This window comes from Tatumella morbirosei (assembly GCF_000757425.2).
GTDB classification, from domain to species: Bacteria; Pseudomonadota; Gammaproteobacteria; order Enterobacterales; family Enterobacteriaceae; genus Tatumella; species Tatumella morbirosei.
In genome coordinates this window covers 375793-389073 of the sequence record NZ_JPKR02000003.1, presented here as the reverse complement: position 1 = coordinate 389073, position 13281 = coordinate 375793, and the positions used below count along the sequence as shown (strand labels likewise).

Genomic DNA, 13281 nt, shown 5'->3' with positions numbered 1-13281 from the left:
ATCTCCGGCTTTTTCACTCAATAACTCAGGCAATTCTGAGAGATGGCTGTTCTGTGGTCAGTGACAGTTTTACCGGCACCGATTTCGAGGTTGGAGTACCACTGTCATCACCAAAGCTGGAGAGGGGGACCAGTGGGTTGGTTTCAGGGTAATAAGCGGCCAGATTTCCCCGCGGGATATTATAAGGCACCAAAACAAATCCCTGTACCTGGCGGGTTATGCCATCGTTCCACAGGGTTTCTATATCAACCTGCTGGCCCTCACTGAGTCCCCGGGCACTCATATCTTCAGGATTAATGAACACTACCTTTCTCTGACCATAGACCCCACGGTAACGGTCATCCAGACCGTAAATCGTAGTGTTGTATTGGTCATGTGAACGTAATGTCTGCAACACAAACGGCGCAGTTTCTCCGGCAAGTTGTGGAAACAGAGATACCGGCAACGCAGACGCATTAAATTCGGCTTTACGCGACGGGGTATTAAACTCCAGTCTTGCTGCTGCATTACCCAGATAGAAGCCACCGGGTTGGTCGCATTTTTGGTTAAAATCGCTAAAGCCCGGGATGGTGGCTGCAATATGATTGCGAATAATTCCATAATCATCGGCCATTCCCAGCCAGTCGAGTTTTTCTGAACCCAATACGGCGTTTGCAATTCCGGCAACTATCGAAGTTTCTGAGCGTTGGGTATCTGCCAGCGGAATGCCTACCCCTTCAGAAGCATGAACCATGCTAAAAGAGTCTTCTACGGTAATAAACTGTGAACCAGTAGCGCGAATATCGCGTTCAGTACGGCCCAGTGTGGGCAGAATCAGGCTATTCTGGAAACCTGGTACCAGATGGGTCCGGTTCAGTTTCGTGCTGATATGCACAGTCAGTGCGCAACGTTGTATAGCTTCTTCAGTGCGAGGGGAATCCGGAGCTGCCGCCGCCAGATTTCCCCCGAGGGTCACCAGTACTCTGATTTCATCACGTAGCATGGCCTCAATCGCTTCTACTGTGTTGTGGCCTGCTTCACGTGGTGGCTGGAAATCAAAATGGCTGGCCAATGCATTCAGGAATGGGGCATTGGGTTTTTCATCAATCCCCATAGTCCGGTTACCCTGAACGTTACTGTGACCACGGACAGGGCATAATCCGGCGCCTTTTTTTCCTAACTGACCAAACAGCAGTTGTAGGTTAACAATTTCACGCACCGTATCCACTGAGTGTTTGTGTTGAGTGATCCCCATTGCCCAGGTACAAATAACCCGTTCAGCGCTCTGATAGATTGCCGCTGCCTGGCGAATCTCTTCTTCCGACAACCCGGACTGAAAGGTTATCTGCTCCCAGGAAGTTGCATCTACTGCGGCCAGGTAATCATCCACGCCGACAGTATGTGACTGGATAAACTCGTCATCAAAAATCCCTGGCTTACCTTCAGCAATATTATTCCGGTGTTGTGCGAGTAAAGTTTTCACCATACCGCGGACTGCAGCCATATCACCACCCAGTTTGGGCTGGTAATAGGACGAGCTGATTTTCCCTGCCATCGGGGTGACGACTTCCAGTGGTTTTTGTGGATCAGCGAATCGTTCCAGACCACGTTCCCGAAGCGTATTGAATGTCACGATCTTCGCTCCGTGATCTGCCGCATGACGCAGGCTATGTAACATTCGCGGATGGTTGGTTCCCGGATTCTGGCCAAACACAAAAATGGCATCTGCGTGGTCAAAGTCATCGAGCCGGATGGTCCCTTTACCCACACCAATGCTACGTTTAAGACCGGTACCACTGGCTTCGTGGCACATATTAGAACAGTCGGGAAAGTTATTGGTGCCGAGCATTCTGCCGAACAGTTGATACAGCCATGAAGCTTCATTACTGGCACGGCCAGAAGTATAGAGTTCGATTTGATCCGGATTATCCATCTCTCCGATATGCTGGGCGATCAGGGTAAAAGCATCTTCCCAACTGATGGGCTCATAGTGATCGGTTTCGGCATTGTATGAAAGCGGATGGGTCAGACGCCCCTGATATTCCAGAAAATAATCACTTTCCAGATACAGACGGCTGACCGAATGGGCAGCAAAAAAATCATTATCGACTACCCGACGAGTTGCTTCCCAGGTGACCGCTTTAGCTCCATTTTCACAAAAGCTGAACGTGCTTTTGTTATCGTCCCCCCAGGCACATCCCGGGCAGTCAAAACCACGGGCCTTGTTCATGCGCAGCAGGTTGCGCATATTTTTCAGAACTGCCTTACTCTCAAAAACATAGCGGGTAGTAGCTTCCAGCGATCCCCAGCCACCGGCTGCAGCGCGATAAGGTTTAATCTGGCGTTTGAATTTCATATTAAGCTACTCATGTGATCTGATTGTTATTGTGGTGTGTTAATTATATAAACGAAATTGTGCTTTCGTGTTTGTGTAATGTCTAATTGATTACAATAAACGAGCAATAGATGATCCTTATCGCGGGCTTAACACTTGCGTATGAGATGAAACCGCGTGATCCTGATAACAGGTACATCGATACCACTCTGCCTGATGTCTGGCAGGGAAAAATAAGTCGTATTGAGCAGAGGGGAGCAAAGGCAATGGATTTAAAACAACTGGTGTATTTGTGCAATCTGGAGCGCGAAAAACACTTCGGACGTGCCGCTGAAGCCAGTTTTGTCAGTCAACCGACATTGTCTCTGCGCCTGAAAAATCTGGAAAAAGAGTTAGGTGTATCACTGATCAACCGGAGTAATAATTTTTCTGGTTTCACTCCGGAAGGCGAAAGAGTGCTGAGTTGGGCTCGTGAAATTGTTTCTGTGTATCAGGGGCTTAAGCTCGAAGTTGATGCCATGAAACATGGTATGCAGGGAACACTTCGCATCGGGGTCGTGCCTCAGTGTAGTATGTCTTTGTCCGGAGTATTGCAGGCCGTTTCTCGTCATTATCCGGAGATAAACTATCGGATTGATGTGATGAGTGCAGATCAGTTACTGGAAGCCATTAACAGCCATACGGTTGACGTAGCATTTGGTTTCTTTGAAATGAGCACTTTACGTGAGCTTCAGTTCCAGGATGCTCTGTTTCCCGATCAGGGCGTTGTAGCACTCTACTGCGGTAATGCCTTTGAGTTGCCGGACAATGAATCACCTGTTTCTCTGGCGAAGATTGCTGAATTTCCGTTATGTCTGGCCGCACAAACACGTTATTTCCGCCGTTATCTGGATAATAGCTTTCGACAGGCTGGCGTGCCTTTTCGGGTAATTATCGAAAGCTCATCTGTATTGCAATTGCTGGAGTCGGCACACCAGGGAATCGGTATTATGCTGGCTCCTTCCGGGAACGTCTTACCGGTCATGCTTGGCGAACTGTCGCAGGTGGTGGTGGACATCCCGAAGATGACCAGACAGGGTGCCATGGTGATCGCTGGCAGCAGCAGGGCTACCCCGTTAACTCAGCATTTTTTTGATGAAGCCAGACTGTTGTTACCCTCATTAAATAGTTTTTAACTGAGAGGGGTCAGTGCCCGGTCCCAGCCAGAGGATGCCACAACAGACAGCATTTGAAGTATTGCTTCTAATTTCCAGCCATTGCGGTTAAGTCGTTCAGTCTCTGTAAAACAGTCCCGCGCCGGCATCTGTAATAGCTGACGGATCAGATGACTGACAGATCCGGAAATGCTGTGATCACTGGCAGTATTGGCGGGTAAGTACACAGCTAACTCAAGTTCGCGGGATTGAGCTTCGGAGAGGCTGCCCGGGCTGATACTGCGCAGGCAGAGCCAGGCCTGAGCGGGGGCCGGTGCATGAGCAATCACCAGTGGTACAAAATCAGGGTGATTTAACGTTTGTACTTCCCTGAGTATCTCCAGAGCAGGTTCGCGCAGCAGATTAAATTCTGCGGGCGGCAACTTCTGTGGTGAAACTGTATCTGACAGCAGGTCAGGAAATACCGGAGCACTGGTGAACATAAAAAAGGCCGGAAGCTTGATTCCTGACAACGCCATTATCCCTGTCATCATTCGTGACTGCCAGCTGATAAAACCACAAATGTGGTGCAGTGTCAGGATATCTGAAGCGGTCAGGCCAACATTCTGTAACCGTGAAATTGCAGGTGCACATGCTGTCGCCGGGAAGCATGCCAGCTGGCGCGCGTACTGAGTAATTTCAGTCAGGCGGTTATTATTTTCTTTAGTCCCGGAGGGGCCGGCAAGGGGGCTCAGATGATTGGCATAAAAATCACACAACAAACTAATATCGCTTAACTGAGCCACCGTCAGTGCAATATTGAGGCGGTCATAAAGTGTCAGCGAACAATTAATTTCCGGACAGGGAGTTTCCGGAAACAACCGGCTGTAGATAGCCGCACTATGGCGGGTGACAGGTAATAATAATCGTCTGAGGGATACGGAAACAGCAGAATGCTGTAACAGTCCGGCAAACAAATCGTCCGGGTGACGAAGGGTATTTGTACCTGTTCCTGCAGGCAGGTATAACTGACAGGACCCGGAGTGTGATTCGCTCATCAGGGTGTAGCTGCTTTGACGCTGGCGTAATTCCATAGTAATTCCTTCTGATGTCACGCAGATGAATTCGGAAAAAGGGTCACCTGCAAACGGTCATAAGCCTATAGTGTCTTAGGTAGAGTGGCGGCAAAAGGAATGTTAGAGACTAACTAATAACAAGCTGATCTATGGATGAATTTGCGCGGGTTACGAAGCAGAGGGGGAAGGGGAAAAGTCGCGGCAGGTGGATTCACCTCCTGCCGCAGAAACTTATTTCAGTTCAAGTTCGTTCATTGCTGCAATGCTGAAGCCGCCATCAACGTGGACAACTTCACCAGTGATACCTCCCGCAAGATCTGAACACAGGAAGGCAGCAGAATTACCCACATCTTCGATAGTGACAGTACGGCGGATTGGCGTCACAGATTCGCAGTGTGACAGCATTTTACGGAAATCTTTAATTCCTGAGGCTGCAAGAGTACGGATTGGACCGGCAGACACAGCATTAACACGCACCCCCTCAGGACCCATTGCGTTAGCCATATAACGAACATTGGCTTCCAGAGATGCTTTTGCCAGACCCATCACGTTATAGTTAGGGATAGCACGCTCTGCACCCAGATAAGAGAGGGTTAATAATGCTGAATTTGGGTTCAGCATAGCGCGACACTCCTTTGCCATAGCGACAAAACTGTAGGCGCTGATGTCATGGGCAATTTTGAAGCCTTCACGGGTGACAGCGTTCACATAGTCGCCATCCAGCTGGTCGCCTGGTGCAAAACCAATAGAGTGAACAAAACCATCGAATTTTGGCCATACTTTAGCCAGATCGGTGAACAGCGCTTTAATGCTGTCATCTTCAGCTACATCACATGGTAGAACGATATCTGAACCTAAATCTTTGGCAAACTCTTCAACGCGAGCTTTTAATTTTTCGTTTTGGTAAGTGAATGCCAGTTCAGCACCCTGCTTATGCATCGCCTGGGCGATACCCCATGCAATAGACAGTTTACTGGCAACGCCAGTGACCAGAATGCGCTTACCGGAAAGAAAACCCATAGCTGTAATCCTTAATATGGTTATTGTTGTCGGCGGTGTCTGGTTGTTTTTTATCCAGCCCGCAATGTTCAATCCGGCGATTCTAACACGACAATGGGTTATCAGGTAAAGTCACGTACGCTCAGGTCAAAATTCTGTGATTTATCGTTCATTTCGTCGCCAGGCTTCTGCGGTCAATGCCTCACCAAAGTGGCTGGTAATCAGTCGTTTAGTCAGATCATGCAGAGGGGAAGCCAGCACATCGGCGGTGCCGCCACGTTCTACAACTTCTCCCTGATGCATTACCATCACCAAATCACTGATATGTTTCATCATCCCAATATGCTGTGTCACGTAGATATAGGACAATCCGTCACGCTCCTGCAATTCCAGCATCAGATTCACCAGTTGCGAACGCATAGTCATATCCAGAGAAGCCAGCGCTTCATCAGCGACAATCACTTTGGGTTCCAGTATCAGCGCCCGCGCCAGGGCCAGACGTTGTTTCTGCCCTGGCGCCAGCATATGCGGATAATAACCGGCGTGATCGCGAAGCAGACCGACCTTACGCAACGTTTCGATAATCCGTTGTTCACGCGCTTCAGGCATCAGTTCAGTATTTAACCGCAATGGAAGATCAAGAATCTGGCTGACCCGCTGGCGTGGATTGAGGGAAGTTCCCGGATCCTGGAAGATCATCCGTATCACCTGACTACGATAACCGTAATCTCCAAATTCCAGCGCATGATTATTGATGATGATTTCTCCGGAGGTCGGCGCTATCATTCCACTCAGCATTTTTGCCAGTGTCGATTTTCCGGATCCATTTTCACCAATAATCGCCAGCGTTTGTTTTTCCCGTAGGGTGAAACTGACGTTTTTTACCGCATCCACCAGCTGTGGCCGGAATAAACCTGTCTTATAACGGTAGGTTTTAGATAAATCACGGACTTCGAGTAAGGTTTCCATAATTACTGCGGCTCTTTATTCAGCGGGAAGTGGCAGGCATAAAGGTGAGTCTTATTGCCGGTCAAACGTGGGGCGACAACACATTCGCGCTGTGCATAAGGACAGCGGGGGCCAAGGCGGCAACCTACCGGCAGATGTTCCAGCGAAGGTATGGCACCCGACAGTGTATTGAGTCGGCTTTTATGCGGTAACGCTCTGCCAAAATCAGGCATAGAACGAATCAATGCCTGAGTATAAGGGTGATTTGGTGCATTGATCAGTTCTTCACTCTGGGCTGTTTCAACTGTCTGACCGCAATACATCACATTGATCCGGTTTGCCCACTGGCTCATGGTGCGCAGATCATGGCTTATCAACAGGATAGTGGTGTTATTGTTCTGGTTCAGCCGACTCAGCAGCCTGAAAATCTGGGCCTGAGTGGTGGGTTCCATGGCGTTCGTGGGTTCATCGGCAATCAGCAAGGTTGGCTTATTTGCCAGAGCTATCGCTATCATGACTTTCTGGCATTCGCCTTCGGTCAGTTCATAAGGAAAACTTCGCATAATATCTTTATGATCTTTAATACCGACCCGATGTAACAGCTCTATCGCTCGTTTTTTTCGCCAGAACCATAGACGTCGATACCAGTGTCCTTTCAATGTCCAGCCCGGAATAGCCTGTATCAACTGACGTCCAATACTTTCAGAAGGATCAAGGCACGACTGTGGTTCCTGAAAAATCATCGAGATATTACGGCCAATAATCTTACGGCGTTCGCGTGGGGAAAGACGTAACAGATCGATATCATTGAAGCGCATCCGGTCAGCCGTTACCCGCCAGTTATCTGAAGTCACTCCACAGATGGCTTTAGCTATCAGGCTCTTTCCGGAGCCTGACTCGCCGACCAGTCCACGGATTTCACCTTCGCTCAGGATCAAATTGACCCGGTCTACGGCTTTCACCGGGCCTTCTGAGGTAGAGAATTCAATAGTGAGGTTACGTATATCCAGTAATGGCATTATTTCACCCCGGCCTCAATAGCACGACGGATTCCATCGCCTAACAGATTAATAATCAGTACGCTTAACATCAGCAGGACACCCGGAAGCATAACGGTCCAGGGCGCAACGTAAATTAATTCCAATGAATCTCCCAGCATTGCTCCCCATTCGGGGGAAGGTAACTGAGCTCCGAGCCCCAGGAATCCCAGAGCCGCAATATCCAGTATAGCCATCGACAACCCACGGGTGAACTCGCTGACCAGAAGAGGTAATACATTCGGTAAGATGGTATCCTTCAGGAGAGTCAGCTGACTGGCACCGTCCAGTCTGGCAGCGACGACATACTCTTTTTCCATTTGATCATGAATGGCGATATAGATAGCCCTGACCAGTCGTGGCATTAAGGCCAGCCAAACGGCAATCAACGCATGGAACAAACTCGGACCTGCAAAAGCAACAACAATGATTGCCAGCAACAAAGAAGGGATGGAAAGCAGCGTATCCAGAATATGGTTCATTACGGCTGAACGAAAACCATGAGTCAGACCGGCAAGGATCCCTATGACCAAAGCACACACTGCAGATAACAGAGTGACAAGGATGGCTGATCCTACTGTGGGTGCGGCGCCACTTAACAGACGACTCAGCAGGTCTCTGCCTAAATCATCCGTTCCCATAAAAAATGACACATCACCATAACGGGACCAGGAGGGTGGCAATAGCTGGTATCCCATAAATTGCTGATCCACACCATAAGGTGCCAGCAGGCCGCCAAACAGACAAAGCAGCAGCAGGGCCGCAAAACTGTACAGACCCACCATGGCCGCAGTATCGTGATAAAACTTCCTCCAGGATTGACGAAAGGTACCCGGCAGGCGCTTTTCCTGATAGATATTATCAGCGGGCATAAATCACCGTTTTACATCTGTTATTTATCATGTTTATCGCTTTTATTGTTACTCCGGTTATCCCGGCGTTGTTGCACTCTGGCTGTGTCGGTTCATCGTTGAAAAGGTCACTGACAATGTGCCGCCCTTTGCACGGTCGACAGAAAATACCAGGCCCTGCAACTACTGATTATAACGTTGTTTAGCCTCGTCCTGTGGTCGGGGATGCCGTCACGGATTCTTCTGTAACCTGTCAGCTCATATCCGTCTCAATTAGCGAAGTGCATACCATTCTTTGTGCTTCAGTGGATTCAGCGCAGCACCGATGATGTCAGACAGAACATTGACAATCACGACCATACTGCCAATGACCATCACACCCGCAGAAATGGCGGTGTAATCCTGCTGGCGAACTGCCCCTATAAGCCAGTGGCCGACGCCGGGCCAGTTAAACACTACCTCGGTTATCATGGTCAGGGTCAACATAGTTGAAAACTGTAACCCAAGATGGGGGATGACCGGAGGTAAGGCGTTATGCAATACGTGACGACGGATAACCGTAAATCTTGACAGGCCACGGGTGATGGCCGCTTTGATATAGCTTTTATCAATCACTTCCAGGGTACTGTTACGGATTAACCGGATCACCTCGGTCATAGGAGCTACTGCCAGGGTAATCACCGGTAACAACAGATGCTGAAAAATACTGATAAGCATCTGATGCCGCCAGACTGAATGGGAAAGCAGGGTATCAATCAGCACAAAACCTGTGACATGGGGCAATGGATAGAGAAGATTCAGGCGGCCGGAAACGGGCAGCCAGCCGAGAGTGAGTGAAAAGAATAGTGTCAGTAGTAATGCCAGCCAGAACACGGGTAATGAAAAGCCAATCAGTGCTAACGCGCTGATAAGTTTATCCTGCCATTTTTTGCGCATTACTGCAGCGATGATTCCCAGTGGAATTCCCAACAGTAATGCCATGGCAAACGCCAATACACACAGTTCGAGGGTGGCCGGCACGACTTCGGTCAGTTGTTGGAAAATAGGCTGTCCGTTGACATTCGACACACCGAAATCAAGCTGTAACATCCCTTTAAACCAGAACCACCAGGCATCAGATAGTGAAGCCCCTTCCAGTGGAGCGTGTGGGGTAAAATAACTCAGGCTGAAAGCCACCAGGGACAGCATAAACAGTGTCACCAGCAGCAGAACCAGACGGCGTAGAATAAAAATGATCATGGTGCGTTCTCTTCGGAATCATCACGGTACACCCCGGCGAACGAAGTATTACCAAACGGACTTAACACCAGCCCTTTAATATCATAGCGATAAGCCTGTAATCTCAGAGACGAGGCCAGGGGTAACACCGGTAACTGCGCTGCCAGCATTTGCTGGGCCTGGTCATAGCTGTCAATCCGGTCAGCCAGTTGCTGAGAAATTAAGGCAGTATGTAGTATCTGGTCGAATTGCGGATTACACCAGTGCGCATAGTTAGTGGCAGAACCGATGGCCGCGCAACTTAGCAGTGGCCGGAAAAAACTGTCCGGGTCATTACTGTCGGTTGACCAGCCCGATAGCGTCATATCATGATTTAGCGCCATCAGCTGAGCCTCCTGGAATCGACCCTCGACCGGAATAATATCCACGGTAACACCAATCCGTGCGAGGTCGGCCTGAATCAGTTCAGCCATTTTTAGCGGACTCGGGTTCCAGGGCTGTGACTCAGTCGGCACCATGAGTCTGAGATGCAGATCCTGAATTTTCAGCTGCTCCAACTGTTTACGGGCTTTGGCAGGATCATAATCTGAAATACTGGCCTGATTATCATAAGCCCAGGAGGCGCGGGGCAGGATGGAGGCTGCTGTCTCGGCAGTTCCGTAATAAATAGACGACATCAGGCGTTCGTTATTAATCGCCAGAGAGAGAGCTTTACGAACTTCCGGGTTATCCAATGGAGGTTTTCGGGTATTAAATGCCAGATAGGCAATATTCATCCCCGGGCGTAACGTCATTCGCAGCCTGGGGTCGTCACGTAAAATCGGTAGCTGACTGGCAGCGGGGTATGCCAGTACATCGCATTCCCCGGTCAGCAGTTTGGATAAACGCCCGGTTCCGCCAGCGCCGATATCAATCACAACCTGCTGCATACGGGGGATACCTTTCCAGTAGTGAGGATTTCTGTTGAGACGAATGAACAGACCCGCACGGTAGACACTGAGTTGATAAGGGCCGGTACCTACCGGCAGACGGTCCATCATTTCCTGATGTCCGCTCGCCGTCAGTTGATCTGCATACTCTTTGGACAGCACCGGGGCATAATGGGTGGCAATATGCCACAGGAACGAGGCATCGGGATTGGCCAGCCGGAACTCGACACTGTAGTTGTCCAGTTTTTTGATACTCACGACACTGTCCGCAAATTGCAGACTGTCAAAATAAGGGTAATTGCCGCCGCCGACGTCATGCCATGGACTACTGCGATCGAACATTCGCGAAAAGCTAAACACCACATCATCGGCATTCATGGTTCTGTGTGGGGTAAACCAGGAGGTGGTCTGGAAATTCACACCATGACGCAGGTGGAAAATGTAAGTGGCACCGTTATCTCTGACTTCCCAGCTGTCTGCCAGTTCCGGTATCAGCCGGTAAGTATAGGGGTCCACAGCCAGCAGGCGATCGTATAACTGTGCAGCTAAGGTATCTACCGTCAGGCCACCACTGGCAAGTTGCGGATTAAAGGTATTCAGCACACCGTTGACACAATAGACAAAGCCACTTTGCCGGATATCGTGGTTAACCGCGGCGAAAGCTGAACTGAAACACAGGCTCAGTCCCAGGCTCAGTGCAGATAACATTTTCGACGCAGATAATATTTTCGACATAGTACTCAGGATGTTTTGTAGTTTACAGGCAGTGTATCTCAAACCCTGCGATGACCCCAAATTTGCTGAAACAACCCTGAAGTTTTTTCTACAGGATGACAACAAACTGTACAGATAAGGGGAGGCTGCCGCCACAACAGGCGACAGTCAACGTTCGGTGGGTATCTGATGTTTTTTAATTAATGCTCTCAGCTGATGATAGGTCAGACCCAAAGCTTCAGCAGCTTTACGCTGATGGTAGTGATGTTGCCGCAAACTTTTTTCGGTGATCAAATATTCCTGATGATTTTGCCATTCACGCAGATTCAGTGGCAGTGCAGGTAAAACAGGACTGCCGTGAATACTGCTTTCCGGAACAGCGGTAGCAGGAGAGTCAGGTGTAAAATCCGGACGGAATGGATTGAAGATGATCTTGTCGAGCATTTCATCACTGTTGTTGTGCCGGTAGACTGAACGTTCAATCACGTTTTTTAGTTCCCTGACATTGCCCGGCCAATGCCATGCCAGCAGTTGGCGGCGTGCTTTCTCGCTAAAGCCCGGGAACAGTGGTAATTCCAGCTCGCGGCACATGTGGATGGCAAAATGTTCGCCCATCACCAGAATATCTGACTGACGTTCACGTAACGGAGGAATATTTACCACATCGAACGCCAGACGGTCGAGTAAGTCGGCGCGAAACTTCCCCCGGGCCGCCAGATCTGGCAGATCCTCATTAGTCGCGCATACCAGGCGAACATTTACCTGCAGAGACTGGTTACCACCGACACGTTCCAGTTGACCATACTCAATCACTCTCAGGAGTTTTTCCTGAACAATCATCGGTGCTGTCGCCAGTTCATCCAGGAACAGAGTACCGCCGTCTGCCCGCTCAAACCGGCCCAGGTGGCGTTTTTGTGCGCCGGTAAATGCACCGGCTTCGTGGCCAAATAACTCTGAATCCAGCAGGTTATCATTCAGTGCTGCACAATTCAGCGAGATAAATGGCCCCTGCCAGCGTGAAGAGAGATAATGCAGACGACTGGCAATCAACTCTTTACCGGTGCCTCGTTCACCGATCACCAGTACCGGTTTATCAAGTGGCGCCAGTGCCGAAACCTGCTCAAGCATCTCAAGAAAATTATTTGATTCACCTAACAGATTATCCTGACGCTCATTCATGATGAAATTAACCACTTAGTAATGAATATCACCATTTTACGCGAACAATCCTGTAGGGCAATGATATTAATTTCCTATAAAACAATAAGATAAAAAACTGGCACGCTGGTTGCAATAACCTGTGCGAGTAATTTTATTATCCCGGCTAAAACGCCGGCTGATTTCAGGAGATATAGCATGGGTATTTTTTCTCGTTTTACTGACATCGTGAATGCCAACATTAATTCACTGCTGGAGCGGGCTGAAGATCCACAGAAACTGGTTCGCCTGATGATTCAGGAAATGGAAGATACACTGGTCGAGGTCCGCACCACGTCGGCCCGTGCGCTGGCGGAAAAGAAACAACTAACTCGTCGGGCAGAGCAGTCAGCGGCTCAGGCGGTGGAGTGGCAGGAAAAAGCTGAACTGGCTATCCGTAAAGATAAAGAAGACCTTGCGCGCGCGGCATTACTTGAAAAACAGAAACTGGATGCTTTAACTGTTTCTCTGCATCAGGAAATTGCCCAGACCGACGATACTCTGGATCGTATGAAAGGGGAAATCACCGAACTGGAAAACAAACTGACAGAAACCCGCGCACGTCAGCAGGCGCTGACACTGCGACATCAGGCGGCCTCTGCTTCACGCGATGTTCGTCGTCAGTTGGATAACGGAAAAATCGACCAGGCGATGGCCCGTTTTGAGTCTTTTGAACGTCGTATCGACCATATGGAAGCGGAAGCAGAAAGCCAGCGCTTTGGTAAGCCTCAGACGCTTGACCAGCAGTTTGCCAGCCTGAAAGCCGACGATGATATTAGTCAGCAACTGGCCGCATTGAAAGAAAAAATGCAGCGTAATGACGGACAATAAGCTCTGTCACCCCTTCAGGCTGAACCGCGACTCA

General features: G+C 49.4%; 11 protein-coding genes. 2 read left to right on the top strand and 9 right to left on the bottom strand.

The window, feature by feature from the left end:
* Positions 1-25: 25 nt before the first annotated feature.
* Positions 26-2335 carry an FdhF/YdeP family oxidoreductase gene (locus tag HA49_RS04650; RefSeq protein WP_038020762.1) on the bottom strand — a complete coding sequence of 770 codons (2310 nt, stop codon included), beginning with the start codon at positions 2333-2335 and terminating at the stop codon, positions 26-28.
* 245 nt (positions 2336-2580) lie between these two features.
* On the opposite strand from HA49_RS04650, the gene HA49_RS04645 reads away from it, so the two are divergent.
* On the top strand, positions 2581-3489 hold the full coding sequence (locus HA49_RS04645; protein WP_038020933.1) for a LysR family transcriptional regulator: 909 nt from the start codon (positions 2581-2583) through the stop codon (positions 3487-3489).
* On the opposite strand, the gene HA49_RS04640 is transcribed toward HA49_RS04645, so the two are convergent.
* From HA49_RS04640 to pspF, 8 genes are all read right to left on the bottom strand, one after another.
* On the bottom strand, positions 3486-4541 hold the full coding sequence (locus tag HA49_RS04640; protein WP_038020760.1) for a hypothetical protein: 1056 nt from the start codon (positions 4539-4541) through the stop codon (positions 3486-3488). The genes HA49_RS04645 and HA49_RS04640 overlap by 4 nt on opposite strands.
* Positions 4542-4754: 213 nt before the next feature.
* On the bottom strand, positions 4755-5543 hold the full coding sequence (gene fabI / locus HA49_RS04635; RefSeq protein ID WP_038020759.1) for an enoyl-ACP reductase FabI: 789 nt from the start codon (positions 5541-5543) through the stop codon (positions 4755-4757).
* A gap of 141 nt (positions 5544-5684) precedes the next feature.
* On the bottom strand, positions 5685-6494 hold the full coding sequence (sapF, locus tag HA49_RS04630; protein WP_038020757.1) for a putrescine export ABC transporter ATP-binding protein SapF: 810 nt from the start codon (positions 6492-6494) through the stop codon (positions 5685-5687).
* Positions 6494-7489 carry a putrescine export ABC transporter ATP-binding protein SapD gene (gene sapD, locus HA49_RS04625; RefSeq protein ID WP_038020756.1) on the bottom strand — a complete coding sequence of 332 codons (996 nt, stop codon included), beginning with the start codon at positions 7487-7489 and terminating at the stop codon, positions 6494-6496. Before sapD ends, sapF begins: the two co-directional genes overlap by 1 nt.
* Entirely contained in the window at positions 7489-8379 is an 891-nt protein-coding gene (gene sapC, locus HA49_RS04620) for a putrescine export ABC transporter permease SapC (RefSeq protein WP_038020755.1), read from the bottom strand. Before sapC ends, sapD begins: the two co-directional genes overlap by 1 nt.
* Positions 8380-8631: 252 nt before the next feature.
* The gene (gene sapB, locus HA49_RS04615; protein ID WP_038020754.1) at positions 8632-9597 is read right to left on the bottom strand and encodes a putrescine export ABC transporter permease SapB; all 966 of its coding nucleotides are present in this window, start codon (positions 9595-9597) and stop codon (positions 8632-8634) included.
* The gene (gene sapA / locus HA49_RS04610; protein ID WP_038020753.1) at positions 9594-11240 is read right to left on the bottom strand and encodes an ABC transporter substrate-binding protein SapA; all 1647 of its coding nucleotides are present in this window, start codon (positions 11238-11240) and stop codon (positions 9594-9596) included. Before sapA ends, sapB begins: the two co-directional genes overlap by 4 nt.
* Before the next feature lie 147 nt (positions 11241-11387).
* A complete protein-coding gene (pspF, locus tag HA49_RS04605; protein WP_038020932.1) occupies positions 11388-12398 on the bottom strand; it encodes a phage shock protein operon transcriptional activator in 1011 nt (336 codons plus the stop codon).
* A gap of 177 nt (positions 12399-12575) precedes the next feature.
* On the opposite strand from pspF, the gene pspA reads away from it, so the two are divergent.
* The gene (pspA, locus tag HA49_RS04600) at positions 12576-13247 is read left to right on the top strand and encodes a phage shock protein PspA (RefSeq protein ID WP_038020752.1); all 672 of its coding nucleotides are present in this window, start codon (positions 12576-12578) and stop codon (positions 13245-13247) included.
* Positions 13248-13281 lie beyond the last annotated feature (34 nt).

Excerpts from the sequence above, each read along its gene's own strand:
- HA49_RS04650 (WP_038020762.1), bottom strand. The coding sequence starts at position 2,335 with ATGAAATTCAAACGCCAGATTAAACCTTATCGCGCTGCAGCCGGTGGC.
- HA49_RS04645 (WP_038020933.1), top strand. The coding sequence starts at position 2,581 with ATGGATTTAAAACAACTGGTGTATTTGTGCAATCTGGAGCGCGAAAAA.
- HA49_RS04640 (WP_038020760.1), bottom strand. The coding sequence starts at position 4,541 with ATGGAATTACGCCAGCGTCAAAGCAGCTACACCCTGATGAGCGAATCA.
- fabI (WP_038020759.1), bottom strand. The coding sequence starts at position 5,543 with ATGGGTTTTCTTTCCGGTAAGCGCATTCTGGTCACTGGCGTTGCCAGT.
- sapD (WP_038020756.1), bottom strand. The coding sequence starts at position 7,489 with ATGCCATTACTGGATATACGTAACCTCACTATTGAATTCTCTACCTCA.
- sapC (WP_038020755.1), bottom strand. The coding sequence starts at position 8,379 with ATGCCCGCTGATAATATCTATCAGGAAAAGCGCCTGCCGGGTACCTTT.
- sapB (WP_038020754.1), bottom strand. The coding sequence starts at position 9,597 with ATGATCATTTTTATTCTACGCCGTCTGGTTCTGCTGCTGGTGACACTG.
- sapA (WP_038020753.1), bottom strand. The coding sequence starts at position 11,240 with ATGTCGAAAATATTATCTGCGTCGAAAATGTTATCTGCACTGAGCCTG.
- pspF (WP_038020932.1), bottom strand. The coding sequence starts at position 12,398 with ATGAATGAGCGTCAGGATAATCTGTTAGGTGAATCAAATAATTTTCTT.
- pspA (WP_038020752.1), top strand. The coding sequence starts at position 12,576 with ATGGGTATTTTTTCTCGTTTTACTGACATCGTGAATGCCAACATTAAT.